Source organism: Sulfurisphaera ohwakuensis, from assembly GCF_009729055.1.
GTDB classification, from domain to species: Archaea; Thermoproteota; Thermoprotei_A; order Sulfolobales; family Sulfolobaceae; genus Sulfurisphaera; species Sulfurisphaera ohwakuensis.
This window is the reverse complement of sequence record NZ_CP045484.1, coordinates 101,856-127,254: the sequence shown is the minus strand read 5'-3', so window position 1 is coordinate 127,254 and position 25,399 is coordinate 101,856. Positions and strand designations below refer to the sequence as shown.

Annotated in this window: 31 protein-coding genes, 3 tRNA genes and 1 pseudogene; 22 read left to right on the top strand and 13 right to left on the bottom strand. The window is 32.3% G+C overall.

The features are described 5' to 3' along the window. Positions 1-4: 4 nt before the first annotated feature. A tRNA-Asp gene (locus D1869_RS00805) sits at positions 5-80 on the bottom strand. 140 nt (positions 81-220) lie between these two features. Here D1869_RS00805 and D1869_RS00800 point away from each other — a divergent pair. From D1869_RS00800 to D1869_RS00770, 7 genes are all read left to right on the top strand, one after another. After that, positions 221-318: transfer RNA gene (locus D1869_RS00800), tRNA-Met, on the top strand. Positions 319-420: 102 nt separating this feature from the next. Further along, the gene (locus D1869_RS00795) at positions 421-1,086 is read left to right on the top strand and encodes a hypothetical protein (protein WP_156013526.1); all 666 of its coding nucleotides are present in this window, start codon (positions 421-423) and stop codon (positions 1,084-1,086) included. Between the two features lie 32 nt (positions 1,087-1,118). Next, on the top strand, positions 1,119-1,697 hold the full coding sequence (locus tag D1869_RS00790) for a hypothetical protein (protein ID WP_156013525.1): 579 nt from the start codon (positions 1,119-1,121) through the stop codon (positions 1,695-1,697). After that, positions 1,669-2,568 carry a DUF1464 family protein gene (locus D1869_RS00785; RefSeq protein ID WP_156013524.1) on the top strand — a complete coding sequence of 300 codons (900 nt, stop codon included), beginning with the start codon at positions 1,669-1,671 and terminating at the stop codon, positions 2,566-2,568. Before D1869_RS00790 ends, D1869_RS00785 begins: the two co-directional genes overlap by 29 nt. Further along, complete coding sequence (locus D1869_RS00780; RefSeq protein ID WP_156013523.1) at positions 2,535-3,452, top strand: nucleotidyltransferase; 918 nt, start codon at positions 2,535-2,537, stop codon at positions 3,450-3,452. The genes D1869_RS00785 and D1869_RS00780 overlap by 34 nt, the downstream gene beginning before the upstream one ends. After that, positions 3,421-4,317: a triphosphoribosyl-dephospho-CoA synthase gene (locus D1869_RS00775; RefSeq protein WP_052846234.1), complete on the top strand. Its 897-nt coding sequence runs from the start codon at positions 3,421-3,423 to the stop codon at positions 4,315-4,317. The genes D1869_RS00780 and D1869_RS00775 overlap by 32 nt, the downstream gene beginning before the upstream one ends. Beyond that, positions 4,301-4,717 carry a hypothetical protein gene (locus D1869_RS00770; protein ID WP_231113667.1) on the top strand — a complete coding sequence of 139 codons (417 nt, stop codon included), beginning with the start codon at positions 4,301-4,303 and terminating at the stop codon, positions 4,715-4,717. The genes D1869_RS00775 and D1869_RS00770 overlap by 17 nt, the downstream gene beginning before the upstream one ends. On the opposite strand, the gene rimI is transcribed toward D1869_RS00770, so the two are convergent. Then, complete coding sequence (gene rimI, locus D1869_RS00765) at positions 4,697-5,200, bottom strand: ribosomal protein S18-alanine N-acetyltransferase (RefSeq protein ID WP_010978207.1); 504 nt, start codon at positions 5,198-5,200, stop codon at positions 4,697-4,699. The genes D1869_RS00770 and rimI overlap by 21 nt on opposite strands. Before the next feature lie 38 nt (positions 5,201-5,238). Between rimI and coaBC the strand changes: the two genes are divergently transcribed. Beyond that, on the top strand, positions 5,239-6,477 hold the full coding sequence (gene coaBC, locus D1869_RS00760; protein ID WP_156013521.1) for a bifunctional phosphopantothenoylcysteine decarboxylase/phosphopantothenate--cysteine ligase CoaBC: 1,239 nt from the start codon (positions 5,239-5,241) through the stop codon (positions 6,475-6,477). 38 nt (positions 6,478-6,515) lie between these two features. Next, positions 6,516-6,590 (top strand) — tRNA-His (locus D1869_RS00755). A gap of 72 nt (positions 6,591-6,662) precedes the next feature. Here D1869_RS00755 and D1869_RS15245 read toward each other — a convergent pair. Further along, positions 6,663-6,719 (bottom strand): annotated as a pseudogene (locus D1869_RS15245) (putative integrase); the annotation flags it as partial. 418 nt (positions 6,720-7,137) lie between these two features. On the opposite strand from D1869_RS15245, the gene D1869_RS15085 reads away from it, so the two are divergent. Then, positions 7,138-7,362, top strand: coding sequence for a C2H2-type zinc finger protein (locus tag D1869_RS15085; protein WP_221267055.1), 225 nt, complete (start codon positions 7,138-7,140; stop codon positions 7,360-7,362). On the opposite strand, the gene D1869_RS15605 is transcribed toward D1869_RS15085, so the two are convergent. Then, positions 7,321-7,452, bottom strand: a complete 132-nt coding sequence (locus D1869_RS15605; RefSeq protein ID WP_269203978.1) for a hypothetical protein — start codon at positions 7,450-7,452, stop codon at positions 7,321-7,323. The genes D1869_RS15085 and D1869_RS15605 overlap by 42 nt on opposite strands. On the opposite strand from D1869_RS15605, the gene D1869_RS00740 reads away from it, so the two are divergent. From D1869_RS00740 to D1869_RS00725, 4 genes are all read left to right on the top strand, one after another. Next, positions 7,398-7,688, top strand: a complete 291-nt coding sequence (locus D1869_RS00740; protein ID WP_156013520.1) for a hypothetical protein — start codon at positions 7,398-7,400, stop codon at positions 7,686-7,688. The genes D1869_RS15605 and D1869_RS00740 overlap by 55 nt on opposite strands. Before the next feature lie 611 nt (positions 7,689-8,299). Continuing rightward, on the top strand, positions 8,300-8,500 hold the full coding sequence (locus tag D1869_RS00735) for a hypothetical protein (RefSeq protein WP_156013519.1): 201 nt from the start codon (positions 8,300-8,302) through the stop codon (positions 8,498-8,500). Positions 8,501-8,540: 40 nt separating this feature from the next. Continuing rightward, a complete protein-coding gene (locus D1869_RS15080; RefSeq protein WP_184650962.1) occupies positions 8,541-8,891 on the top strand; it encodes a hypothetical protein in 351 nt (116 codons plus the stop codon). A 41-nt stretch (positions 8,892-8,932) separates the two neighbouring features. Next, positions 8,933-9,274, top strand: a complete 342-nt coding sequence (locus D1869_RS00725; RefSeq protein ID WP_156013518.1) for a hypothetical protein — start codon at positions 8,933-8,935, stop codon at positions 9,272-9,274. Between the two features lie 268 nt (positions 9,275-9,542). Here the strand turns inward: D1869_RS00725 and D1869_RS00720 are convergent, their stop codons facing one another. Beyond that, positions 9,543-9,749 (bottom strand): putative integrase, encoded by a 207-nt coding sequence (locus tag D1869_RS00720; protein ID WP_156015872.1) that lies wholly within the window; start codon positions 9,747-9,749, stop codon positions 9,543-9,545. Between the two features lie 188 nt (positions 9,750-9,937). Between D1869_RS00720 and D1869_RS00715 the strand changes: the two genes are divergently transcribed. Then, positions 9,938-10,525 carry a hypothetical protein gene (locus D1869_RS00715; RefSeq protein WP_156013517.1) on the top strand — a complete coding sequence of 196 codons (588 nt, stop codon included), beginning with the start codon at positions 9,938-9,940 and terminating at the stop codon, positions 10,523-10,525. Between the two features lie 1,046 nt (positions 10,526-11,571). On the opposite strand, the gene D1869_RS00710 is transcribed toward D1869_RS00715, so the two are convergent. Together D1869_RS00710 and D1869_RS00705 are read right to left on the bottom strand one after the other, a co-directional pair. Beyond that, positions 11,572-12,909, bottom strand: coding sequence for a PFL family protein (locus tag D1869_RS00710; protein ID WP_156013515.1), 1,338 nt, complete (start codon positions 12,907-12,909; stop codon positions 11,572-11,574). Beyond that, positions 12,910-13,182 (bottom strand): ACT domain-containing protein, encoded by a 273-nt coding sequence (locus D1869_RS00705; protein WP_156013513.1) that lies wholly within the window; start codon positions 13,180-13,182, stop codon positions 12,910-12,912. It abuts the gene before it with no gap. Between the two features lie 441 nt (positions 13,183-13,623). On the opposite strand from D1869_RS00705, the gene D1869_RS00700 reads away from it, so the two are divergent. From D1869_RS00700 to D1869_RS00685, 4 genes are read left to right on the top strand one after another with little or no spacing between them, the layout of a single operon-like run. Further along, positions 13,624-13,926, top strand: coding sequence for a hypothetical protein (locus tag D1869_RS00700; RefSeq protein ID WP_156013511.1), 303 nt, complete (start codon positions 13,624-13,626; stop codon positions 13,924-13,926). A gap of 13 nt (positions 13,927-13,939) precedes the next feature. Next, complete coding sequence (glmM, locus tag D1869_RS00695) at positions 13,940-15,307, top strand: phosphoglucosamine mutase (RefSeq protein ID WP_010978186.1); 1,368 nt, start codon at positions 13,940-13,942, stop codon at positions 15,305-15,307. Further along, the gene (locus D1869_RS00690; RefSeq protein ID WP_156013509.1) at positions 15,304-15,702 is read left to right on the top strand and encodes a Trm112 family protein; all 399 of its coding nucleotides are present in this window, start codon (positions 15,304-15,306) and stop codon (positions 15,700-15,702) included. Before glmM ends, D1869_RS00690 begins: the two co-directional genes overlap by 4 nt. 47 nt (positions 15,703-15,749) lie before the next feature. Continuing rightward, positions 15,750-16,172, top strand: coding sequence for a DUF2153 domain-containing protein (locus D1869_RS00685; protein WP_052846228.1), 423 nt, complete (start codon positions 15,750-15,752; stop codon positions 16,170-16,172). 9 nt (positions 16,173-16,181) lie between these two features. Here D1869_RS00685 and D1869_RS00680 read toward each other — a convergent pair whose 3' ends face one another. Together D1869_RS00680 and D1869_RS00675 are read right to left on the bottom strand one after the other, a co-directional pair. Next, positions 16,182-16,631, bottom strand: a complete 450-nt coding sequence (locus D1869_RS00680) for a hypothetical protein (RefSeq protein WP_010978183.1) — start codon at positions 16,629-16,631, stop codon at positions 16,182-16,184. Between the two features lie 26 nt (positions 16,632-16,657). After that, positions 16,658-17,329, bottom strand: a complete 672-nt coding sequence (locus D1869_RS00675; RefSeq protein WP_156013507.1) for an orotidine 5'-phosphate decarboxylase / HUMPS family protein — start codon at positions 17,327-17,329, stop codon at positions 16,658-16,660. A gap of 82 nt (positions 17,330-17,411) precedes the next feature. On the opposite strand from D1869_RS00675, the gene D1869_RS00670 reads away from it, so the two are divergent. Continuing rightward, positions 17,412-19,007, top strand: coding sequence for a CTP synthase (locus tag D1869_RS00670; protein ID WP_156013505.1), 1,596 nt, complete (start codon positions 17,412-17,414; stop codon positions 19,005-19,007). Here D1869_RS00670 and D1869_RS00665 read toward each other — a convergent pair. After that, a complete protein-coding gene (locus tag D1869_RS00665) occupies positions 18,963-19,274 on the bottom strand; it encodes an ArsR/SmtB family transcription factor (RefSeq protein ID WP_156013503.1) in 312 nt (103 codons plus the stop codon). The genes D1869_RS00670 and D1869_RS00665 overlap by 45 nt on opposite strands. Positions 19,275-19,377: 103 nt before the next feature. Here D1869_RS00665 and D1869_RS00660 point away from each other — a divergent pair, with 103 nt between their 5' ends. Both D1869_RS00660 and D1869_RS00655 read left to right on the top strand, forming a co-directional pair. Continuing rightward, on the top strand, positions 19,378-19,635 hold the full coding sequence (locus D1869_RS00660; protein WP_052846864.1) for a U6 snRNA-associated Sm-like protein LSm6: 258 nt from the start codon (positions 19,378-19,380) through the stop codon (positions 19,633-19,635). 32 nt (positions 19,636-19,667) lie between these two features. Further along, a complete protein-coding gene (locus D1869_RS00655) occupies positions 19,668-20,885 on the top strand; it encodes a methionine adenosyltransferase (RefSeq protein WP_010978176.1) in 1,218 nt (405 codons plus the stop codon). On the opposite strand, the gene D1869_RS00650 is transcribed toward D1869_RS00655, so the two are convergent. From D1869_RS00650 to rqcH, 3 genes are read right to left on the bottom strand one after another with little or no spacing between them, the layout of a single operon-like run. Beyond that, the gene (locus tag D1869_RS00650) at positions 20,872-22,695 is read right to left on the bottom strand and encodes a DUF460 domain-containing protein (RefSeq protein ID WP_156013501.1); all 1,824 of its coding nucleotides are present in this window, start codon (positions 22,693-22,695) and stop codon (positions 20,872-20,874) included. The genes D1869_RS00655 and D1869_RS00650 overlap by 14 nt on opposite strands. Continuing rightward, entirely contained in the window at positions 22,695-23,561 is an 867-nt protein-coding gene (locus tag D1869_RS00645) for a serine/threonine-protein kinase RIO2 (RefSeq protein WP_156013499.1), read from the bottom strand. Before D1869_RS00645 ends, D1869_RS00650 begins: the two co-directional genes overlap by 1 nt. 25 nt (positions 23,562-23,586) lie before the next feature. After that, positions 23,587-25,374, bottom strand: coding sequence for a ribosome rescue protein RqcH (rqcH, locus tag D1869_RS00640; protein WP_184650963.1), 1,788 nt, complete (start codon positions 25,372-25,374; stop codon positions 23,587-23,589). Positions 25,375-25,399: the final 25 nt, after the last annotated feature.

Here is a 25,399-nt window from a genome sequence, read left to right as displayed (position 1 = left end):
CCAGCGCCGCGGCCGGGATTTGAACCCGGGTCAAGGGCTCGACAGGCCCCCATCCTAGAACCGGGCTAGACTACCGCGGCATAAAATATTACTACAAAACGACATTTAAAGCTATCTCTTATATTCTTTAACGTGTGTCATATATAGGACACAAAAATGGGTTATAAATAGAAAGCTTTATTACGTCTAATTAATATAAATAAACACGGCGGGATTGAGTAGCGGCGTAGGGCAGCCTGGTAGCCCGCGGGGCTCATAAGTGGGGTAAGTTCCCACGGTGAGACCCCGAGGTCCCTGGTTCAAGTCCAGGCGCCGCTATCCCGCCCCCATTATGATGACAAAGAGCCGAATGGAAATGTGACAGCTTGTGGGCAGCCACTGATGAAATAATATTTTAACCTTTAACTTGTTTTAGTAAGTGTGACAAAAAAAGAGGAGAAGAAGAAAGGTAAAAAAGTAGTTCATCCTATGTCTGAAGAAAATGCACAACTTCTAAATAATATTGAAAATCTTATAAAATGGAAATTATCTTCATTTTTTACTTCTAATGGATATAAGAATATAGATGAGAGTGTAGATAACGTCTTACATAATATTTTTTCCGAGATAGAGAGAATATTAAAAACCCAAAACTCATGGGATGATTTATATAATCTTTCAAGAATTTATTATTCTTACGCTTCTACGAAATTGTTTGTATCAAGCCTTGCACGTTTAATAATAAATAGGTATCTTCAAAAAGATGATGAAGCTAAAGATATGCTTTATTCTTTTATAATAGCTTCTGGAAAAGACTACTTAAGATGGGTAAAACTAGCGGGAATAAATAAACATAATTCTAATGAGATAGAAAAACTTATTTCTTTTTTACCTTTTATTTCCTTTTTTCTTGGTAATATAGACTGTTCTACTTCTGGAGATAATATTATATGTAAAATATCTACTAAGCCCGCTGATAAAAATCTCCTAGAGTTTGTATCCCAAGCTTTAAGGGATGTTTTATTAGAGATTAATATATCTGTTACTAAAACCCAAGTAAGTGAAAGTGGACAATTTTCTATTTTGACTTTGGAAGTTAAGGATTAAATTTATAAATAAGTTTGTATACAATTGTATACATGAAAGCAAATCGAGAAGAAAAAAGTAGGCAATCATGCTTTATGAAAGAGTTATTATATAATGAATTAAAAAGTATAGCGGACGAAGAAGGAAGAACTGTGTATGATATTACGAATAAAGCAGTTGAATTATATATCTCTCTTTACAGATCGTTACAAGACGAGTTAAATTACCTTCAACTTAACTATTTACTTTTGAAGCATCTACGTTCTGTTAAGGCTTTATTTATTAATATTGAATCTGTAACTCCAAAGGATTTATCTTTATTGATTTCAAGTTATATTTCTACTCTTTCCTTTACTGAAGAAGGTAAAATAAGTAGACTTATTGCTATTTTAGATTTCATATCTCAACTTTTAATGGGCGAGAAGGCTAATATGTATTCTTCTCCAGAAAAACAAATAGTAATATACAAGTTTGATAAGGAGAAAAATACTGAATTCTTCAAAAAATTCGCGGAAAATTTACTTAAAGACACCATAACTGGTAAAGAGGTTAAGTACAACGTTAAGAAAAGTGATTTAATGGTAGAAATTTATATTGAAGAAAATGAAGTTTATCGGAATAGATCCAGGTAGTAATACATTTGCTATTGCCGAAGTAAGTGAATTAGGTATTTTGCTATCATATAAAGAAGTTCCCACATCTTTAATTCCTCATTATGCTTTCTCGTTAGTTAGGGAAATAGTGAGAACTAGACCATTATTAATAGCGGTTCCTTCTGGACACGGTTTACCCTTCTATAAAGTAAATAAGATAACAGAAAGGGAAATTTTTCTTTTATCATTAGCTGATCCTAAAAAAGAAGGACCCTTAAGGAATTTTTTAAGGAGTTCTATGTGGTTAAACAATGCATTTGTACTTCCAAGTGTTATAGAGCTTGATAGTGTTCCAATATACAGAAAAATTAACGTAATAGACATGGGTACTGCAGACAAAGTAGCTTCAGCATTTTTCTATAGGACTTTATATGACAGTTTTGTTTTAGTAGAAGTAGGAAGTAACTTTTCTGCTGTTATTATTGTTGTCAATGGTAGAATTATTGATGGGTTTGGTGGTACCATTATACCTGGTCCTACTTCTGCTGGTTTCATAGATGGTGAGGTTGCTTATCTTTTACACAAATATGCTAAGATAACTAAGGATGTAATATATAGTAGTGGTAATTGGGAAAAAGGAAAAGAGTTAATTAGAATGATAGCTGAATGGTACTCTACTAAGTTCGACATTCCGATTATTGTTTCTGGGAAAAGAAAATATGAGTTAGATTTTGGTAAGAAGTTTGAATTTAAGTTTAAGGAAGCTGCTGTGGGCTCAGCATATATTGCTAATGCTGTTGGTGGTGGTATTTATAGGAAATACTTAGATATGTTAAAAAGCTCTAATACAGCAATATCATATGTGAGATTAAAGGGATGGGAAGAGATTATTTCCTTGATAAAGACTTAATAATTAGTAAAGACAATAATATTTACGTTGTTTACTCTAATATTAACCCTTTCGGTTATATATATGCCTATTTAAAATATATATACACTGGAAAAGGAATTTGGAAAGGGTATGAAAGAGTATTAAGATATTATGGTGTTCATAATCTACTCAAAGTTAATCAGGAGTATATATATGAGCCTTGTTATGATGTGTCTTTTCCTATATTACGAAAGTCTATGATAGTAAAGCACTTAAAACCCGAGGAAAAAATGAGAAAAATAATTAGAAAAAGTGAAAATAAATTAGAAAGTTTAGCCTTGGAAATTTATGACTACGTGAACATTAAGAATATTGGAATTACTGGAAGTTTATTAGCTGGAATTTCGCATGAAAATTCTGATATTGATTTTGTGATTTATGGCATTAAAGATACTATTGATTTTCTTGAATCATTTCAAGGCTTTGATGAAGATAAAGATTGGATATCGGAAACTATTAAGAACTATGATATCTCCTTAAATCTTGCTAAGGATCTGTATGATAGAAGAGTTAGGGGAATGTATAAGGGTATTAAATATTCCTTTCTTTTTGTGAACGATAAAGTCGAAAAATATTGTAATATTGTATGTAAAAGAATCGGAGAAGGAGAGATTATTGCTAATATTGATGATAAATTTAATTCGCTTTTCTATCCTTCTGTGGTTACTTTGTCAAATGTCTCTATAATAAAAGGTAGTTCTGCTCCTCAACTTCTAGTCTCATATGAAGGTATATATTCTATGCTTTTGTATAAGTCCAATAGAGTATACGTCAAAGGTATGCTTATGAGATGTGAGGATGGTGAAGTAAAAATGATAATAGGTGATAGAGATGTTAAAGGCTACATTAGAAGAATATTGTGATAGCATAAGTTATATTTTATCTAAGGCTTCTATTGATGAGGCTTTAATAAATAAGCCTGGTAATGCTTCTAGAGTTAAAGATATTACCTCTGTAAATTTTTCTGATATACTTTATTCAGCTTTACTAATGAAGAGGTATTACAAAGAAGCTTGCAAGAGAAAGTTTGATAAAAAATATGAAAGTCTTTATGATCTACTTTACTATGCTATAGTTAAAAGTAAAGAACTTAATATAAATTTCTCTATTTTTGGTACTTCAATGCAATTATTACCAATTGCTTATTCTTCTTCTTACTCATTAAGCGACACTTTACTCAAAGCTTCACAAGTTATACTTTCTTTAAATAATAAAGACTCATATTTTTTCTCTCTAGCATTACGAGAACTGAATTTATCATACTTGGGAAAGATGGAAGTTATGGATTACAGAGAATTAGAGAAGTATACATTATATGATATTTTTTTGAAATCTTCTGAAATAGATAGTGCTGTAAGAAATATGGTTTTAAATTATAGATATTCTTTAGAAGTTATAGAGGAGATTAAAAACAAGGGATTAGAGGAAGGAGTTCTATATAGTTTTATAAAAATATTATGTGAAGTTCCAGATGGTCTAATTTTAAGAAAATACGGAGCTTATACTGCTATACGTGTCTCACAACTTGCATGTTCTATCCTTAAAAATTATTCTTTGAAGAGAATAAAGGACTTTGATGATTTTTTAGTTAAAAATAGATATAATCCCGGGTCAACGGCAGATATTATAGCTACTGGTATTGGTTTATATTATCTTGATGAATGGTATAAGAAAAATAGCCTTGGTTACACAAGTACCTTGCAGAGAGGATGTGATAGATTTTCTTAACAAGTTAGAAGTTGATTTAATTGTAGGACTTGGTGATGTAGAGTGTCCTCAATATATTAAAAAATATAAGGGAATATTGGGTGAAATGGAAGACATTACTACTCAAAAATACTTACGCAAGAATGGATTACTCATCCAAGAAGGAGTGTTAGATTTATTCATTTCATTTTCATATAGAAAAGTAATTACTCATTTTCCTCCTAGAAATCCTAGAGGATCTCAAAAAGTCTTAGCTGAAATCCTATCAAATATACCAGAAATTGTTTTTCATGGCCACTTAATAGAGCAAAAGGTTTATGATATAGGTAAAACTAAAGTTGTATCTGTAGGAAGCTTAGAAAAGGGCTATTATGTCGTTTATGATGGGAGAGAATATGAATTAAAGAGGAGCAGCCATTAGGTAAGCATCTTCTCCATCTGCATAATAATGTCTTAATACTTTTACTTCTTTAAACCCTAATTTTTTATATAAATTAATCGCTGGTGAGTTACTCACTCTAACTTCTAGATAAACTTCTTCTGCGTTGTAAACCTCTTTCATCGCTTTCATTGAGGCTTGAAGTAATGCAGTGCCTATGCCTAATCTTCTATATTGCTCTAGAACTGCTATAGATACAACATGCCCTTTTTTAACTAATGTTGGTAATTGTTTCAGATTACTAAATCCCCATTCTATTCTAGGCATTATATAACCTACCACCTCTCCATCAACTTCTGCGACAAAGAATGCTGCTTCATACTCCTTTAGGTGTTCTACAAAGAAATAATAGGGATAATTTTCAGGTAAAGCTAATCTATTAATTTTTATTATTTGATCTACATCTGTTAACCTTGCATTTCTTATTCTATATTCTTTTCCCTTTTTTGCTTCAGCAAACTCCATAATATAAGGTTTTTATTCAAAGTTTAAATTTATGTCTGATGGCTATTCATCCCTCGAAGAAAATTATAGGCGAGATCTCATCAGAACTTTTGAATAAGAAAATCTTAGTAGGAGTCACAGGTAGTGTATCCATTTATAAGACTATCGACTTAGTGAGAAGCTTAATGAGGTTAGGTGCAGAAGTCCAAGTTATTATGAGTAAAGACGCTTCAAAATTAGTCTCTCCTACAATGTTTGAATGGGCAACTGGTAATCCAGTGATAACAAAAATTTCTGGCGGGATAGAACATGTTACATTAGCTGAAGATTATGACGCATATGTTGTCGCACCAGCTACAGCAAATACTATAAGCAAAATTGTTAATGGAATTGCAGATACTCCAATAACAGTTACTGCTCTTAATTTTATTGGTCTAAAAAAACCTCTAATCTTAGTTCCAGCGATGCATTTACCAATGTATTTTACACCTCAAATGATAAATAATATAAATAAACTAAATGAGATAGGAGTAATTGTTGTAGAACCTTTTCTTGTAAGAGATGTTGCTCATTATCCAGATATAGAATATTTATCAAATTATATTTCAACCTTACTTCTTAGGGGTAAGGATTTAGAAGGATTGAAAATTGTCGTTACAGCTGGCCCTACAAGAGAGCATTTAGACCCAGTGAGATTTATTTCAAATCCTAGTAGTGGGACTATGGGAGTTGCAATAGCAAACGAGGCATATTTTAGAGGTGCTGATGTTGTTTTAGTTCATGGTCCTTTAAGTACTCATATAAAGCCTTATGTTAAAAAGAAAGTTCAGGTAGAAACAACTGATGAAATGGCTAATGAAGTGAAGAAATTTGTAGAAACTGGATATAATATTGTGATTTTAGCTGGAGCACCCGCAGATTATAAGTTTAAAAACATTGCTTCTTCAAAGATTGATAGTCATACAGAAACTCCTACAGTAGAACTTGAAAAAACAGTAAAGATCTCAAGTATAATAAGGAAATATAATGTTTTCTTAGTAGGTTTTGCTGCAGAGACTGTAAAAGATGACAATGAATTAATAGAAAAAGGTAAAATAAAGAAGGAGAGGCATGGCTTTGATTTACTAATAGCGAATAATGCTTCTAGAAAAGATATAGCATTTTCATCAGATTTTAATGAAGTTATAGTAATCGGAAACAATTTTATAAAGAAAATAAATAAAAATTATAAAACAGTTATAGCCAGAGAAATACTTGACATAGTTAAGCAAGAGTATAAGGTCCAAAAACATGGGTAAGCTTAAAAAATTGGAAGTTAGAAATAATAATGGGATTGGCTCGGGTAGCTCAGCCTGGTTAGAGCGACGGGCTGTGGACCCGTAGGTCCCGGGTTCAAGTCCCGGCCCGAGCCCTTTAGGGGGAAACCCCCAGTGGGGGACACCCCCACACCCCCACTTTCTTTCAATTTTAGATAAGTCTCAACGACGTCGATTAAGGGACCCACGTAAGTTTCCTTTGCGTCACCATTCATCGTTTCCAATTTATAGACATAATACCGACCTTTTCTTTCCCTTAAGATATAATCGCCGAATTTATATCTACGTTGCTTATCCGCCAAAACTCCTCACTGTATTATGGTTGCCAATTTGTGTTCATAAGCTTTTGCAACCCGTTAATTTTTACCGTAAAAACGCGTAGAGTTGAAAGAAGACGGCAAAGATTCTGCATCCCTGAGATATATACATTTGTTCAAGGGAATCTCTTTTAAACATATAACTTGGAAATTTCTCAGCATCTCCTAATTAATTGGCAGGGTCAGGCAGTAAAGAGTACTTGAGTAATCATAAAGGAATTACGATTCATGTAACTTTAGAGGAACTTGAACATTATTATTCTCTCGGCCGGAACAGAAAAGATTAATAAGGGCAATCGTTAAAGCGTTAATCCATAATCTAAAGTTGTTGGATGAAAGTAGTTATCTCTATAAGTTGTTGACAAGTAAAGCAGTTTCCCCTTACGTTTGCCCGTTATGCCTAATGCCCTTCAGCTCTTCCGTCTCTCTCAAACAGCACATACGTTATGCTGAGCATACGACAACTTGTCCGGTGTGCAGAAAGGAGTTCGCAAACACGGATGCACTCCTAGACCATGTTTGCAAAAAACATAATATCTGCGTGTCTTGAGCCCCTTTTAAAGTCTAATTCTCTCTTCTCGGCAAATGTGGAAGCCCCTACTTTCCCTAACCTTTCTAACACTACTACTAATCCCAGCATTAAGCATACTACCGTCGGCACAAATAAGCGGATACGATTGGGCGATTTCGGCATACAATTCGAACTTAGCGGGGTATAGTTATTATATGGTTTATTTCTCTAGCTTCTCTTACTTCGCATTGAACGATAGCGGGTTCTACACTGTGTTAGAAATGCTAAACATACCGTTACAAGCGACGGGGACATTAACAATTAACGGACATCATATCCGTTTGACGGAATTATACTCCAGTTAGTACTGACATATGTTGTTAACGGAGTTTCTGTAATAGAGACCGATATCATCGTAAACTATACTGAAATTGTTAATGGTTTTCCTATTCCTCAATACATTACATTACCCCCTATTTTAGAACAAGTACCTTACAACCCTCAAAGTAGTTTTGTAATTACAGCATTAAGTGAAGGTAGTACTTGGTATGCTATATTTGGTTATAACGGGCAAGGGTTCAACTTCCCCGGTACTCCGATCTACCCCGGCGAGAAAATTGTATTTAATAATAATTGCGCTTTAACATTTAACACAGTTCCTAGCACAGCTAGCTCAGTGTTACTCAAGAGTGTTAGCGGTCAAGGTATAGCTTACCCGAGTGTCTCTGTAGAAGTTCATGCGCCGTCCCAATACTCTTTTACTGACTCTAACCCGTACTTTGTTACATTATTCCAACTAATTATACTAAACGGAACCAGATATGAAGAATATCAGGCACCGTGGTACGGACAGAACTTAATATCTTCAGATTCAGCTAGTTCCAGTGCTGTTTCAGGGACTATGATTGGCTTAAACCCACCGCCTTCCGGTGTAGCGTGGGGTGCGAGCGAATATATCGGAAAACAATCAGAACATATGTACGGTCGTGTAGTATATGTTACTTATTACTATAATGTCTCTTACTGGATGCTAGGAACTCAGCAAGGTATCGAAGCTTATGCACAAATAAATGGTTTGCCGGTGAACCAGTTAGGCGGTCACCCGTTTGTCAGCTTAGTTACTAGCACACAAAGCGATATTGCGATACCTAGCTACGGTTTTGAATACGTCTTGTGAAAACCTTTATAAGTTAAACCTTTTTTATTTGTTTTTAATGATGAAAGACAAGAAGTTAGTCCTAACCGGTTCTTCCACGGTACTTCTAGGGTTAACAGCTTACCTACACTCAATAGACCACTCAACTTGGGTTCAGTTACCTCCCCCACCCATATGCTCAAACCCACTTGTAAGTTGTGCTCCTACGGGTTATTATGCCCCTCCACCATGGTATGCAAACCTATGGCCGGAAACACTAGTTATCGGGTTAGGACTTTTACTCATAACTTGGTATAAAGAGCTTTACTACGGTATAAAGACTCTTTACAAGAAGTGGTACGATTATGAATTCGGTTGGCAAGAGGAGGAGCTAAGCCCCTTCAAAATACACAGACCGGATGAAGAGGAGTAAAAATAGGCCCTATTTAAACTCACTCTCTTTTTTCTCACTTAATGAAGTGGCTCCTACTCCTAACCCTACTTATCCTACCCATTTTTCTCTTACCATCTTCAGCGTTTTATAGGTTTAGAGGAGGCGGAGATTTTTCATACTACAAATACTCACAAACTATTGTTATTCAGCCTTCATCGACGCAGATTGTCAGAGAGACTCAAAACGGTTCCGCTCTTTCAACGGCTCCTTGGCTTAACCCCTCATACGTAAGCGTCTATGATAAATACTACCTTCAAGTTTTGCCCAATGCGGAATATGAAGATAACAACGTTTCTCTCTCGCTGAGTACGGTAGAGCTAAAATCGTTTTGCAAAAATTCTGATAGAATAATATCTTTCTAAGAAAGATAAAGGAATTTATTATAACAATATTAGAAATTCAATAAATTGAAGAAATGCTTAAGGTGAGGGAGACCGTGTATTACCACGTGATGTTATCCAAGATGATAAAAATGGAAATTGATGAGTAATACTAATAAGTAATTGGGATGAGATTTATGGTAAAGGTAATTTCAACTGAAAAAGACTTGCTTTTTTAAAGATGGTTAAAGGGCCCCTTAGATAAGATTGTAGAATTCTATATTAGCGGTAAGGGTGTGTGGGATATCCCTCACAAGGCTCTGGCCGGGACTTGAACCCGGGACCTACGGGTCCACAGACCTCCACTACTAATATAGAACTTTACTACGTCTTTAAGCTTATCCACATAACGGTCCCTTCTCTGACAGTCTTTATCCTTCTCTAGTAAGTAAACATAATACTTGCCTTTGACTTCACGAATTTTGATATCATTAAATGTGAAAACTTTTTTCGTAATTTGATTATTATGGTATATGATTTAAAAAACTGCAGATCCCTCCCTTGTTCTATTTGGAACTAATGAGAGGATAGAGTATTTATCAAGCCGTATGTTTCTTAGAATTAAAAACTGAAATAGACACAGAAGAACTATGTACATACTTAATAGAATCTAAATATATATATTTGGAATTAAATATAATGGATATGGGATTTCCATTCTTTGGACAACAACCTCCATTTGGTTCAGCACTATGTGGAGGTCTTGTAGGACTAGGTGGAAAGACAATAACAGTACCAGTATCATATCCTATAAATATGCAATACGTAGGTCAACAAGTGGTATCATACTTAAATGGAATGGGATTTCAAGTAAATCCTATGATAAGTCAAAATATGGTTGTTATACAAGCTAGGCATTCTAGCTTGTTTGGATTTTTAACTGACGCAAATAAGGCCTATACAATAAGAATATGCCAAGGACCGGGAATGGTGACTATTGAAACTGGTGTAGCAAATTGGATCCAAGATCTAATTCCATTGGCTATGAGCGGAGGTTTTTCATTCTTTAGTGATGAGATGTTACATAACAAATTGCTAACAATCTTGGGAATAGGTGGAGCAGCCTTTGATGCATATCATGTTTACCAGCAATATACTAACGAGGATCAGTTACTTAATTATATTGCTCAAATAGTAGCTAATGCTCCACCAGCACAAGGTGGTATGTTTGGAGGAGGATCATATGGTAATCCCAGTGGTGGGTTCGGTGGTGGTTATCAGCCACCATATTAAGATTTTAGTAAATACATCATCATTAAATTCTATGTAAAAATGTAATTTATGCTAGGAGAGATTAGTGATATTTTACATTGATAAACTTAGATTAGCTAGTGCTTTAAAATGACTAATTATACAGTCAGTTTATTTAATGAGCTTTTTTGTGATCGTGCTAATATACATATGATTAGTTTCTATTACACTTTTCGTATTGAGCTGTTCTCTTAATATGTGTGTTAGCTAATCTAACTCTAGTAGTAATACATTTCTCTTTTTTAATGTATTAGGTTGATATGTCTAATTAGCACTTACTAGAAAATTGCTAATAAAGGATTCCATTAGTATCTATTCTTTGTTTAATGTCAAAAGTTAAGATTTACTGGTTTAAGATAAAAATCAGCTTTCAATAATAGTTTTTAAAAACATTAAGTTCTAGAGTTTTTAAAATTTTTCCCGTTACGTTATAACCTTTATCCTTTTCTGTTTTTTATATAACTCCTAGGATTCTCTCTTAATATCCTAGATTTTGCTGCTTAGAGTATCTATAAAAACCGTATTTAGATAAAGTCTCTTTTCTTTAAGAAAGCTTTAAATCGAGATACCAATATAATGTTTATTTGAAAATTTAAAAGTAGAAGACAAAAATTCTTTATGATAAGTAACTAAGTTTAAAACTGGATACGTGACGATGTTCAAAATGTAAATAATTGAATAAATTTATATTTGAGTATAAAGATAATTACTCATAAGAACATGAATTCTTGAAATATTTTGAATTAAAAATCCAACAAACCGAGAAAAATAAAGCAAAAATGAAAAATTACTGTACTCATATTATTTCATATTATAAAAATTATATGCTATGGGAATAATTGAAGTTTATCTCGCTTATATCCCAACAAAATTCTTTATCTATCACGAAAACTTTCTAACTGATAAATGTCTTTATCATAATATTATCTCAACCCAATAACTTATTAATATTACTCATCAATTTCCATTTTTATCATCTTAGACAACGCCACGTGTGGTTATTCTTAAATATAAAGAAACTTATTATGTTACCCTAATTCCAGCCTTTTTACAGTACTGGGTATGAAACCTTTATATGAAGTAAACTTTGATACATTGACGTCCTTTAATTTCATAACTACTATCTTACCCAGAAGTCCTCCAAGATCTATATAACTTCCTGGTGGTGAGTCGATGGGTATTATTCTAGCTCCAAGGATTTTGTTTAAGGATATTCCTAATGCTAAGATGTCTGAAATTAGTCCTATTACCTTATCCTTCCCTTGTGACTTGCTTACTCCTACCATATCTATGCCACTATTACATACAGAGGATAACGCTATAAGAGTGTAAAAATCTACATATCCCTCTAATGATCTCTCAGACATTACAGCATCTTCACTTACCGGAATAAACGCACTACTGAGACCGCCAACTGAGGATGTGGCCATAGCTCCTCCCTTCTTTACAGCGTCCATTAAAATAGCTAATGCAGCCAATGAGCCGTGTCCGCCTATCTTTTCTATCCCCATCGTCTCTATAATTTCCGCAACACTATCTCCTACTTTAGGTGAGGGGGCCAATGATAAATCAACAGTTGTAAAATTTATCCCCATGTTTTCAGCTACAGTTCTTCCTACTAGTTCACCGAGTCTAGTAATCTTAAATGCTGCCCTCTTTATTATGTCATGGAGTTCTTGTAAAGTCTTAGGTTTACTTCTTTCAATAGCGGCTTTAATTACTCCTGGTCCGCTTACAGCTACATTTATTGTAGCCTCTGGCATTCCCATACCGTGGTGAGCTGAAGGTACAAAAGGCGAATCTGGAGGAACATTAGACATTATAGCTGTCCTTGATGAGGATTCTGGTGGCATTTCGAATATTCGGTCTACAAAGATCTTTATTGCATCGATATTCATTCCAGACATCGTAGATGCAGCGTTAATCATTCCAGTTAGTCTTTTAGTCTTGTTCAGTGCATCTGTTAAGGTTTTAAGAACTCTTAAGGATCCTCTAGTAAATCCTTTATCTGCAAAAGCTGAATAACCACTTATATAATCTATGTTATTTCTTTCAGCTATTCTATCTAGATATTTAGCTAATTCTATTCCGTCTTTTTCATCTAGCACTTCAAGGAAGAACTGAATTGGGGATACAGATACTCTTTTAGTAACAATTCTGATTCCATATTTACTTCCTACTTCATCTACGATTTTTGAAAATTTTTCTAGAAAATTATTAATCTCTTCTAACTTCTTTAATGATTTATCTAAATCATCTGATATTGCGAAGAGTGTGTTAATACTCAGAGTTACTGAACGAATATCTAGATCCTCCTCGTTAAGCATTTGATATACTTCTATTATTTCTTCTGCGCTATACTTCATTTATACCCTCTCCATGTATCTAAATACTTTTTCGTGGTATGTGTGTACTTCAACCCCTAGCTCTCTACCTTTCTCTTGTAGTTGTGTTCTCAATTCATCTAATGGCACTTTACATTTAGAAATATCAACTAACATGATCATGGCAAAAATTCCCCTTATAACAGTTTGCGAGATGTCGATTATGTTTGCATTATTTTCAGCTAGTTTTGACGCTATTCCAGCTACGATTCCAGGTTTATCAGCTCCTACTACTATAATTATAGCGTTTTCCATCAGATATTCTGAAATCTTTTCTAGCTATTATGTTTTTGTCAACGTATTATATATGTTAATAGTATTTCTTCTTTATATAAAAGTTTGATAATGGTATAGTAAGTTAATCTATTAATTTATAGTTTGTTCTCCAACTAAAGAAAGTTATTCCTAGTAGCGATCTAATTTATATTAATGATAAGTTTTTAAAGATTGGGAGTTCTATTATTTTTCTATAGTATTAGGCATTAGGATAAAATTTGTTAAGGTACTGCGTCTTTATTATGATTATGCACATTAAATAGATCAGTATGTGTTAATTTCCAAAGTGACTGTTTCTAACTAAGAATCTCATTTAACAGAAAATTTAGCTATGGGTCTTGCTATTTATTATTATCATACAAGGCTTTCTGTATATTATAGCTAAATTAGTTTTAAAACCCATGATAATTTTTTATTTATATGGAACTCGAAAAGCTTGTTTCTCAGATTAAAAAGAAAAAATATGGAAGTAAAAAAGAATTAATAAAAGATTTGAATTTGCTTATGACAGAAATTCATAATCAAATAAAAAGTGAGATAAGCAGGGCTAAAAAAGCAAATAAAAATGTAAATGAGATAGAAAAGGAAATAGAAAAAATATTACATTCTATAAAGAAAGTAAGGAAAAATAAACAAGCTCAGAGTATTAGAAATATTAAATTTGTTGTGGATAGGAGAGGTTTGGAAGCTTTAGAACTACTAAAGAAATTAAAATCGAGTTAGACAATCTTAATATATGGGTAAGCTTTTTGGTACTGACGGAGTAAGAGGGATAGTTAATAAAGAGTTAACTCCAGAATTGGTATTAAAGCTTTCTAAAGCTATAGGGACATTTTTTGGAAAGAATAGTAAAATTCTTGTAGGCAGGGATGTAAGAGCAGGGGGTGATATGTTAGTTAAAATTGTTGAAGGTGGTTTACTAAGTGTAGGTGTTGAGGTTTATGATGGTGGTATGGCTCCTACACCAGCTTTACAATATGCTGTGAAAACTTTGGGTTATGATGGTGGAGTTGTAATTACTGCTAGCCATAATCCAGCACCATATAATGGGATAAAAGTTGTTGATAAGGATGGTATTGAAATAAGAAGAGAGAAAGAAAATGAAATCGAGGACTTATTTTTTACTGAAAGATTTAATACTATAGAATGGAGTTCTCTAACTACAGAAGTTAAGAGAGAAGATAGAGTTATTTCTACTTATGTAAATGGAATTTTAAGTCATGTTGATATAGAGAAAATTAAAAAGAAAAATTATAAGGTATTAATTGATCCGGCTAATAGTGTAGGTGCTTTATCTACTCCATTAGTTGCTAGAGCTTTAGGTTGTAAGATTTACACGATTAATGGAAATCTTGATCCCTTATTTTCAGCTAGACAACCAGAGCCTACTTTTGATAGTCTTAAAGAGACTGCAGAAGTTGTAAAGACTTTAAAAGTGGACTTAGGTGTAGCACACGATGGTGATGCTGATAGAGCCATTTTTATTGATTCTGAAGGAAGAGTACAGTGGGGTGATAGGAGTGGTACTTTATTATCATATTGGGCATCTGTTAAAAATCCTAAAGCTATAAAGAAGATTGTTACTGCTGTTTCAAGCTCAAGCTTAGTAGAGGAGTATTTAAGTAAATATAATATTCAAGTTGATTGGACAAAAGTAGGAAGTGTTGATATAGCACATAAGGTAGCGGATGAGAATGCGCTAGCTGGGTTTGAAGAAAATGGAGGTTTTATGTATCCTCCACATCAGTATGTAAGGGATGGTGCAATGAGTTTTGCTTTAATGTTAGAATTACTAGCTAATGAAAATGTTTCGTCAGCAGAGCTATTTGATAGGCTTCCTAAATATTATCTTGTAAAAACTAAGGTTGACCTAAAGCCAGGGTTAATGGTTGAGGAAATTTATAAGAAAATATTAGAAGTATATTCAACTTCTAGTGTTAAAGCAATAACTATAGACGGAGTCAAAATCATAGGTAAAGATTTCTGGTTTCTTGTAAGGAAAAGTGGGACTGAACCTATAATAAGAATAATGGCTGAAGCTAAAGATGAAAACGTAGCAAATAATTTAGTTAATGAATTAAAAAAGATTGTAGAGGGTAAATGAAATACAGGTTGCTTGATCTTTTGGCATGTCCTATATGTAAGCATTTTCCGTTAAAGTATTACGTTTTTTCAACAAGAATGGTAGAAAGAGGTATAGGAGATGAAAAGAAACCATTATGTGAACTTTATTGTAGTTATAAGAATCAGTTTATAAAAGATATGAAAGAACCTACTCCTTGTGAAGAATGTATTAAGTATGAAATTGTTGACGGTTTATTATATTGCTCAAACTGTAAAAGATGGTATCCAATTATTGATGAGATTCCTAGGATGTTACCAGACAAGTTAAGAAGAAAGGATGAAGACTTGAGTTTTATGAAGAAGTATAAGAATAGCATTCCTAAAGAGATCCTGGAAGAAGGAGTTCCTTTCAACTTAAAGTCTGAACAAAGTTGACATATCTTTATTAGTTTGAATTAAGATAATATTATCTGGTGTAACTATTGGAAAGTGGATATCTATCTAATCTTGACGAATGGATTAAGATGCAGAAAAATTTGTTAGAGACATTAAAAGAGTTGGAGAAAAAATATGAAGCTGGAGATACAGATAGATTAGATTTAATCCTAGCAACTAGAGTTGCTTTTCAACATATTATGAGAACAGTTAAAGCTTTTGATCAATGGTTACAAGATCCTCAAATTATAAAGCATATGCCTAAGGAGATGTTAGAAGATGTTATGAGAACTACATGGAATATATTGGAAACTTTATTAGAATTAGATATAAGACATACAAGTCAATTCAGAGAATTAGTAGTAAAATTAAGTAAAGAAGGAAAACTAGATCCATTAATATGGAATAGACCTCTGAATGAAGAGCAACAAACTACTCAAAATAGAAGAGGAACGTTCATGACAATGTGAAATAAAGTATTATCTTCTTTTATTTTTAAGTCTATTTTCTTCATCTATTGCATTTATCTTCATTTTAATATCGCTTAAAAGTTGTGCTAAATTATTTTTAAAGTCGTCCTCAATCTGCTGTTTATCTAGGAATTCTTGACCACTAGAAGTTAGTTTTAATTTTTTACTTTGCGGATCGTTTTCTATATATCCAACATATAATAATGCTGTGATATCTTCTTTTATCATTGGACTAAAAACATTGTTTCCGATTACATTAAATTGATATCCTAAGTCTAATCCCTTCTGTTTTAGCTCATATAAACCAATAGTTAGTGCTTTTTCTGAGGCTCCATTTAAGGTTTTTATTAGATACAGTAATTTAATTTTTCTTTTATCATCTTTTAATGAATCTGGAGTAAATACTTGCTTAGATGTGAGTTTAAGCTCTTTTGATTTAGTCTGTCCCGGCTGAGACATTTAATCACTCCTTTATAATTCTCATTTTACCCCTTAATTATTTTAACGATTTGCTTAGCTTCCTCTAATGGATTCTTCGCTCTTGTTATTGCTCCACCAACAACATAAATATTTATAGGTAAATCTATAAGATCAACAATATTATTCTTGTTTAACCCACCAGCAACTGATACTATTACTCCAAGTTCGCTAACTTTCTTTATTTCATTCTTTAAATCGCTTATAGTAATACCTCTTTTTTTCTGCACATCTAATCCTACATGCAATCCTATTATGTCTACCCCCAATCTTTTAATTTCTTCTGCTCGTTTTAGAATATCTTTAACGTTTATGAGATCTGCTTGGACGAGAATTCCATATTCATGTGCTTTCTTTACTGCACTTTCTATTGTAGCATCGTCCATAATTCCAAGCACTGTCATAATATTACCTCCACCTAGATGAACTATTTCAGCCTCTACGTCGCCAGCATCTGCAGTTTTAGTGTCAGCTAAAACAATTCTTTCTTTTGCAATTTCCCTTATTCTTCTTATTCCTTGTATGCCATAAGACTTGATTAAAGGTGTCCCAACTTCTAATATATCAGCCCCAGCTTCAATAGACTGTTTTGCAATTTCTTCTGCGTTTTTTAAATCGATAAAATCTAATGCTACTTGTAAATTTTTACTTTTTAATAATTTTTCCAGTAATTCCATCATTCCACCAATAGGTATTTCTACATAAAAGTTAACAAATGATTTTTAAAACTCACTGTGTGATATTTTTAGCTGTGATTTCCGATTGACAAAGTATATTATAATTACTGGAGGAGTATTATCAAGTGTTGGTAAAGGCACGGTAGCCGCTTCTATAGGATTGCTTTTAAAAAATAGAGGATATAAGATAACAATGGTTAAGGTAGATCCATATCTTAATGTTGATGCGGGTACTATGAATCCATATATGCATGGAGAAGTTTTTGTAACAGATGATGGAGCAGAAACAGATCTAGATTTAGGTCATTATGAAAGATTTGTAGGTATTAATATGTATAGTTACAATAATATTACTGCTGGTAAGGTTTACTTTGAAGTTATAAAGAATGAGAGGCAAGGAAAATATTTGGGTCAAACAGTTCAAATTATACCTCATGTTACGGATCAAATAAAGAGTATGATAAGATATGCTTCTAATATGGCAAATGCAGACATTACTATCGTTGAGATAGGCGGAACTGTTGGAGATATAGAAGGTTTACCATTCTTAGAAGCAGTAAGACAATTAAAACTAGAAGAGGAAGAAGGAAATGTAGTTTTTGTTCATGTTGCCTTAGTCGAATTCCTTAAAGTAACTGAGGAAATAAAAACTAAACCTTTACAACATAGCGTGCAAGAATTAAGAAGAATAGGTATACAGCCAGATATCATAGTTGCTAGATCTGTAGTTCCACTAGATGAAGAAACAAAGAAGAAGATTGCATTGTTTACGAATGTAAAACCAGAATACATCTTTTCTAACTATGATGTTAATATGACTTATGAAGTTCCTCTAATCCTAGAAAAACAAGGCTTAGCAAGTAAGATTTTAAGTAAACTTAACTTACCAGATAATCAGCCTAATCTATCTGAATGGATCCGCTTTATAGATAATTTAAAGACAGCTGATAAAGAAGTGAAAATTGCTCTTGTGGGAAAGTATACAAAGCTTAAAGATAGCTACATTAGTATTAAGGAAGCGATTTACCATGCAGCTGCTAAGCTTCATATCAAGCCTGTTCTAGTTTGGATAGAATCCACTGACATAGAAAATTCAAAAGAAGCAATTGATAAATTGAAATCTGTTGACGGGATAATAGTTCTACCCGGATTTGGTTCACGCGGAGTGGAGGGAAAAATTCTTGCAATTAAATATGCGAGAGAAAATAATGTACCATTCCTTGGTATCTGTTATGGTATGCAACTAGCAGTAGTAGAATTTGCAAGAAATGTGTTAGGGCTAGAAAAAGCCCATACTACTGAGGTTGATCCTAATACACCCCATCCAGTAATCACACTATTAGACGAGCAAAAGAAAGTTGTACAAATTGGTGGTACAATGAGATTAGGATCTCAAAAGGTAATCATTAAAGAAGGAACATTAGCTTATAGAATTTACGGAAACATAGAAGTATATGAGAGGCATAGACATAGATATGAGGTAAACCCAGAATATGTAGATCTTTTGCAGAAAGGTGGTCTAGTAATATCTGGTGTAAGTGAGAATGGTCTGGTTGAAATGATTGAGCTTAAGAACCATAAATTCTTCCTAGGGTTACAAGGTCATCCAGAATATAAAAGTAGGCCTTTAGCTCCTTCACCCGTCTTTATAGGTTTCCTTAGAGCTGCTGCTGGAGTTTAAATTAATAATAATTTTATCATATTTTAATTTTATAATCTTTTTTATACCTTTTATTCCATTTTTATAAGATATTTCAATTAATCCAGCATTTTCTAGTTCACTAATATGCATACTAATATTAGCTTTTGTCATGTGTAATACTTCACTTAATTCAGTAATACTCATTTCATTTTCAGCTACTAGTTTTAATATGTTTATTCTTGATATTACTGATAAAGCCCTAGAAATTTTTAATATATCTTCTGGGTCTGATATTGTTAGTTCCACGTTTGTATAAATTATAAAATTTTCCCTTTAAAAAGGATGTGGCTAAGAGACAAGAACCCTTTTATATTAGTCAGTAACAGAAAAGAAAATGAGGATGACTATAGTGCAAGCAAAGATAGAAAATCCATTAAAGAGTTTAAAAACTGCAACAAATAAAATTGTATTAGTAAAACTTAAAGATGGATCAGAATACGTTGGTAGATTAGAACAAAGTGACGGTACAATGAATTTAGTACTGAGAGACTGTATTGAGACAAGAGAAGGTACAGCTGAACCTGTTGCAAAATATGGAAGAGTTCTAATAAGAGGTAGCAATATACTTTTCATAAGTGTTGATTACGAAGCCTTAATGGGAAAATAATTTTATAAGAATACATCGGTGAGTGTATTCTAATGAGAAACATAAACGTGCAGTTAAGTCATTGGGTTGATATAGATTCGTTAGAAGTAGAGTTAGTAGAGCGTAAGGGTACTGGACATCCAGATTACATAGCAGATTCTGCATCAGAAGAGGCAAGTAGGAAATTATCTCTCTATTATCTGAAAAGATATGGTACAATACTTCATCATAATTTGGATAAAACATTAGTTGTAGGAGGACAAGCATCACCTAGATTTAAAGGAGGAGAAGTTTTACAACCGATTTATATTATTGTAGCTGGAAGAGCTACGACTGAAGTAAAGACTGAGTCTGGAATTGAAAGCATACCGGTTGGAACTATTATTATTGAAAGTGTTAAGGAATGGATTAAAGAACACTTTAGATATTTAGACCCAGAAAAACATGTTATAGTTGACTATAAGATAGGTAAAGGTTCGGCTGATCTTGTTGGAATATTTGAGGTAGCTAAGAAATCAGTTCCCTTATCTAATGATACCAGTTTCGGAGTTGGATTTGCTCCATATTCAAAGTTAGAAAATTTAGTTTATCAAACAGAAAGATATCTTAACTCTAAGGAAATGAAAGCTAAAATACCTGAAATAGGGGAAGATATAAAAGTTATGGGATTAAGAAAAGGTAAAACAATTGAATTAACTATTGCAATGGCAGTTATAAGTCAATTAGTAAGTGATTTAAATCATTATATTGCTGTAAAAGAAGAGGCAAAACAAGCTATCTTAGATCTAGCGAGTAAGCTTGTACCAGATTATGATGTAAAAGTTAACATAAATACTGGAGACAAAATAGATAAAGGAATTGTATATTTGACTGTGACAGGAACGTCAGCTGAGCATGGAGACGATGGTATGACTGGAAGAGGTAATAGGGCTACTGGATTAATAACCCCAATGAGACCTATGTCATTAGAGGCTACTGCAGGAAAGAATCCAGTAAACCACGTAGGAAAAATATACAACATCGTCGCTAATCTAATTGCTCAAAAAGTTTCTACTGAAGTTAAAGGAGTTAAGAATGTTCAAGTTGAGGTATTAGGCCAAATTGGTAGGCCTATAGATGATCCTTTAATAGCAAATGTCCAAGTGACCACAGAAAATGGTAGTTTGACTTCTGAAATGAAAAGAGAAATTGAAGGAATATCTGACGAGATATTAGGGTCTATAACTAAGATATCAGATCTAATATTGGAAAATAAAGTTATGCTGTTCTAAAACGTTGTTTCCTATATTCATCAATAATTCTTTTAAGATCTATGTTTGTATCTATATTCATCAATCTCTCTTTATTTAACAGTTCTAAGTCTCTTAGCAAAGTTTTTTCTAATATTACATAATCATCTATGATTAGATCTAATATCTCACTGCTAATTTCTTGGTCTGCAAATATAATCCTATTTTTCTCTATTTTAAAGTAAGGTGGTAATTGCGATTTATGTAATGCAGTCTTATCTCCATAGATTAGACCTCTTATTATCTCTTTTAGTTTTGATATTTCTTTGTCTTTGTTTTCTATTTGATCTTTCAGTGATGCTATTTGCTTTAAATAAGTACTTATTATAGTATGGAGTTCATATACTCTTCTATCTTTCTCTACTTCTATGTTAATTGAGGCTTTTATTTCATCTATTCTATGCTCTAGATATTCTTTGTATTGTAACAGTTGTTTTATATATCTTTTTAATCTCTCATTTTCTTTCTTATATTCAAGCAGTTCATTATTAATTGATTGAGCAGAATTACTAATCTGTTTATTTTCTATGGTTTTAGGCTGTTCTATTCGTGTTGTAACTGTAACTTCTTTTTCAATTTCTTTCTCAATACATTCATTTATTGTATTTCCGTTAATTACACATTCAATTATCTTATCTTCTTCTATATCTAAATCTAATCTTCCAAGAAAACCTTCAATTTGTCTCAATTTATGAGAAAAATCATAATATGCTTTTAATGCCGCAGACAAAGAATCTCTTATATGAGGATCATCAATTTTAATTTTATGCATTTCGGAAAACTTACTGACTAACTCCATTTTTTCATCTATATATAAAGGCCTTTCTGGCTCATAGATTTTGCATCTAAGCTGTGCAGCTATTTTTCTCACTGTGTCAGGCACGGGGTTTACATCAGTAGCTATCAATACCGGTTTCCCATTTTGTCTTATTATATTAATAATTTCTTCTCTGTCAATATTTCTTTTACTATTGAGATATACTGGATTAGCATATAGATCAATTATAGATATTCCTACTTCAATCCCAGGATCTATTCCAACTATAATTGGTTTTCTTGAGAATTTTTCCTTATCTACAAATTCAATTTTACTTTTGAATATCGGTTTTATATCAACCACTAAGTCGTGCCCTTTCATTTTTTTAATTATTCCATTCAAACTTTGACGAGGAGCATACACAATAAATACAGCTTTTTCTACGCCAGCCTTTGTCCTCTTTATAGTATAGTCATAATCAAAACCATTTTTATCTAATTTTTCTTTAATTTCTTTCATAACTCTTAATACTAGTCCTCTAATATGTCGTTTATACCTGTTACTACTCATTCCTCCAGGGCCAAGAGCTCTACCTCTACTTATAATAATCTTTGTTTTATTTTCTATTGCTTTAATTGGTGTGCCAAGACCTTTTAAGGCTAAAAGTGCTGCTAAGTATGCTGTTTTTAGTGGGTTAGTTTTTCCTTGAATATCTATGCCATTCTCTCTAGCTACTTCTCTTATATCTTTAAATTGTCCATTTATATACGTAGTCTGTATTATTTGTAAATTATCTGGTAATAAAGAAAGTAATTTAATTAATTGTTTTTCATTAGACGCTAGTTCATATACATTATCAGTTGCTATAACTTCTGGTCTCTTTTCCCATATAATTCGTATAAGTTTCCCAATACTTACATTCTCATATTTTTCTTCAATTTCTCCTTTTTCATTAATAATTACTACTGCATAAGAAGGTGGTTGAGAGGAATTAGGGCTTTTTCCTGCTTCTATATCTACGCCTAATACCCGCATTATTCCCCCTTTATATAATTTATTACTTGATCAATATCTTTATATATTTCGTATTTTTTATTAAAGTAATATAATATATTTGTTAGATCTCTAAATAATAAGTCTTCATCATCTTTTTTCCATTGAGGCCAATCTATAATATATGGCTTACCATCCTCTCTTATTAATATGTTATATTCACTTAAATCGCCGTGTACTAACTTGCCGCAGTATTGAAACGCAATTCTGACATTAGAGATTATTTCTTCTAACACTTCCTCTGGGTTACTCAAATTAGTTCTATATAATTCATTACCTTGAATATATTCCATAGCAACAGCATTGTAAGCTTGACCTAACGGTTTAGGAACGTTTGCATAATTGTTAGTAAGGCAACTTAGTGCACTAAATTCTCTTTCGGCATTTTCTATTGTTAATTTTATCCAATCTTCTTTATATTTTATTCCACGTATTTTTCTTATATTTTTGTAACTAGTTCTGCCTACTCTATGGAATTTTACTACTATTGTTTCATCTGAGAAATCATATCCAAAGTAAACATTACTTTCTTTTCCTTCACCTATTATTATTCCTAATTTATTTAGTACTTTATTAGCATATAATTTTTTAATTGCTAAAGTATCTAAGCCAGCGAAAGTAATTCTGTACCCTGTTTCTTTCAATACTTTTTCTTTAGATACGAGCTTTAGATTATATAATTTTAGAAGAACCTCTTTAAGTTCTCTTTCTACTAATCCTAGTTTGTTTATTATTACTGAATATGGAACATATTCATAATTAGAATTTAATTCGTAAATAGTTTTCAAAACTTTATAATCAAGAGGTCCTACTAAAGAGGCTCTTTCTGCTAATGTTAAAACAGCCATAATATTTAACTTAATATTACAAATCCTAAGTTTTATTCTTTATTGCTACTATTTTGCTTTTACCGGGAAGAGATCTTATTATATCATCTTGTAATGTTCGTAAACCTTTTAATTTTAATTTTTCTTGTAAAATTTTAATTATTTTTGTCGATAATTTACTAGGATCATCATCACCAGGTTCAAGGAGAATAAAAATATTAGAACTGCTATATTTCTTTACTACTTCTTCACTACCTACGATTATCTTAAAATCTTCGGTTAAACCAAGAAATAATTGCATCTTAACGTTATTTATAAAGTTCTTCTTTCCATAAATCATAAAAGACCCTTTCTTAAGATATTCTCCGCTAGGCGGAGATTTGCTTACTTGATCTCCATTTACCCAGAATACATCTATAGCCCCCATTCCGACTTTCCATGCTTTCGAATAACATGCTGCAATCACAGCCGCATCTCTAATATCATCTTCTGATACGCTATTTCCTTGAGTCTTTATTATAGTAGCAGGGGCTCCCTGAATATCTGCATGAAGAAAAATATCTTTAGGTTCTAATAACTTTCTTACTAAACTTTCATTTTGATCTATGTCCCTTCCAGCTATCACTAGATAACCATTTCTTGTAAAACTCCATCTATATTTTTCATACCATTCTCTTTTTCTTAATGAAATTCTTATTTCTTCAGTCCTTTCTTCTATCTGTTTGTCGAGTTCTTTCAATTTTTGTTTAAGATTATTTAAAGTCTCTTCGGCTTTCTTTCTTTTTTCTGCGTATTCCTTGGCAATATCAAAATATTTTGAAGCGTTTTTGTATACCGATAACTTCGGATCTAATTCAATCTCGTACTCGTCAAGCTTTATTTTGATAGTATTTTTACCAAGGTTTTTATTTATCTCATTTTCTATATTCTGATAATTTGCTATTAAAATGTTGGCAATATTTCTATGTTTATCTTCTTCTTTCTTATATGTTTCTATTTCATTTTCTATTTCTTCAATTGTTTTAACTAGTTTTTTCTTTTCTTCCTCCAATTTTTTATCTGTTTCACTTTTTATAACTGCTTTTTCTTCATTAGTAAAGAATTCATCCAATGCATCATTGTAACTATCTTTTTCTATACAATCATTAAATTTTAAGGGTATTACAGTCAAATTAGGGATTAGACATTTGTTAAAGTTTCCTTTTTCTATGTCTTCTTCTAATTTCTTAATTTTTAGAACTGCATTATCTAATTCTTGCCTGTTTAAAACTGAGATTCCTAAAGCTTCAATTATCTCTTGAGGTACACCTAAAATTCTAGATAAGTTTCCTTTTTTTAGTAATTTATCAATTTCTTCGTCTGTTAAAGGTGGAGGAGGGGGTGGTGGAGTATATATTACGTTTGGTTTTATTACTCTATCTTTAAATTCCTTATATTCAGTAGCAAATAAGATTCTATTGTTTAAGTCAGTTATAACTAAAAGACCTCTGGGTAATAATTCTATATACATAAGTCTATCCATAAAGGTTAACTTTATGATTCTTTCTTTCCCTAGAAGTTCTATATTATTTATGATTCTATCTTTAATATGAGCTCTAATTAATGATACTTCATTAGATATTTCTTTCTGTCTATCATATTTTGTAAAATGTATTCTTTTCCCAGGTTCGATTACTAAGTTTTTGTCGCTATTTTTGCAATGAAGTTTTAAAAAGTATGCTTGCGTACCAGATATTTTATAGACATTATCAACTCTACAAGAGATTATTTCATTTTTATTTTCAGTTATCCACGCAAGAAGATCAAGATATGACATAGAATTCTTTTTATTCACTTTATTAACCCCTTACTGAATATCT

Coding starts and splice junctions, on each gene's coding strand:
- D1869_RS00790 (WP_156013525.1), top strand. CDS start 1,119: ATGAAAGCAAATCGAGAAGAAAAAAGTAGGCAATCATGCTTTATGAAA.
- D1869_RS00785 (WP_156013524.1), top strand. CDS start 1,669: ATGAAGTTTATCGGAATAGATCCAGGTAGTAATACATTTGCTATTGCC.
- D1869_RS00780 (WP_156013523.1), top strand. CDS start 2,535: ATGGGAAGAGATTATTTCCTTGATAAAGACTTAATAATTAGTAAAGAC.
- D1869_RS00775 (WP_052846234.1), top strand. CDS start 3,421: ATGTTAAAGGCTACATTAGAAGAATATTGTGATAGCATAAGTTATATT.
- rimI (WP_010978207.1), bottom strand. CDS start 5,200: ATGGAGTTTGCTGAAGCAAAAAAGGGAAAAGAATATAGAATAAGAAAT.
- coaBC (WP_156013521.1), top strand. CDS start 5,239: ATGGCTATTCATCCCTCGAAGAAAATTATAGGCGAGATCTCATCAGAA.
- D1869_RS00740 (WP_156013520.1), top strand. CDS start 7,398: ATGTGGAAGCCCCTACTTTCCCTAACCTTTCTAACACTACTACTAATC.
- D1869_RS15605 (WP_269203978.1), bottom strand. CDS start 7,452: ATGCTGGGATTAGTAGTAGTGTTAGAAAGGTTAGGGAAAGTAGGGGCT.
- D1869_RS00735 (WP_156013519.1), top strand. CDS start 8,300: ATGTACGGTCGTGTAGTATATGTTACTTATTACTATAATGTCTCTTAC.
- D1869_RS15080 (WP_184650962.1), top strand. CDS start 8,541: ATGAAAGACAAGAAGTTAGTCCTAACCGGTTCTTCCACGGTACTTCTA.
- D1869_RS00725 (WP_156013518.1), top strand. CDS start 8,933: ATGAAGTGGCTCCTACTCCTAACCCTACTTATCCTACCCATTTTTCTC.
- D1869_RS00715 (WP_156013517.1), top strand. CDS start 9,938: ATGGGATTTCCATTCTTTGGACAACAACCTCCATTTGGTTCAGCACTA.
- D1869_RS00710 (WP_156013515.1), bottom strand. CDS start 12,909: ATGAAGTATAGCGCAGAAGAAATAATAGAAGTATATCAAATGCTTAAC.
- D1869_RS00705 (WP_156013513.1), bottom strand. CDS start 13,182: ATGGAAAACGCTATAATTATAGTAGTAGGAGCTGATAAACCTGGAATC.
- D1869_RS00700 (WP_156013511.1), top strand. CDS start 13,624: ATGGAACTCGAAAAGCTTGTTTCTCAGATTAAAAAGAAAAAATATGGA.
- glmM (WP_010978186.1), top strand. CDS start 13,940: ATGGGTAAGCTTTTTGGTACTGACGGAGTAAGAGGGATAGTTAATAAA.
- D1869_RS00690 (WP_156013509.1), top strand. CDS start 15,304: ATGAAATACAGGTTGCTTGATCTTTTGGCATGTCCTATATGTAAGCAT.
- D1869_RS00680 (WP_010978183.1), bottom strand. CDS start 16,631: ATGTCTCAGCCGGGACAGACTAAATCAAAAGAGCTTAAACTCACATCT.
- D1869_RS00675 (WP_156013507.1), bottom strand. CDS start 17,329: ATGATGGAATTACTGGAAAAATTATTAAAAAGTAAAAATTTACAAGTA.
- D1869_RS00655 (WP_010978176.1), top strand. CDS start 19,668: ATGAGAAACATAAACGTGCAGTTAAGTCATTGGGTTGATATAGATTCG.
- D1869_RS00650 (WP_156013501.1), bottom strand. CDS start 22,695: ATGCGGGTATTAGGCGTAGATATAGAAGCAGGAAAAAGCCCTAATTCC.
- D1869_RS00645 (WP_156013499.1), bottom strand. CDS start 23,561: ATGGCTGTTTTAACATTAGCAGAAAGAGCCTCTTTAGTAGGACCTCTT.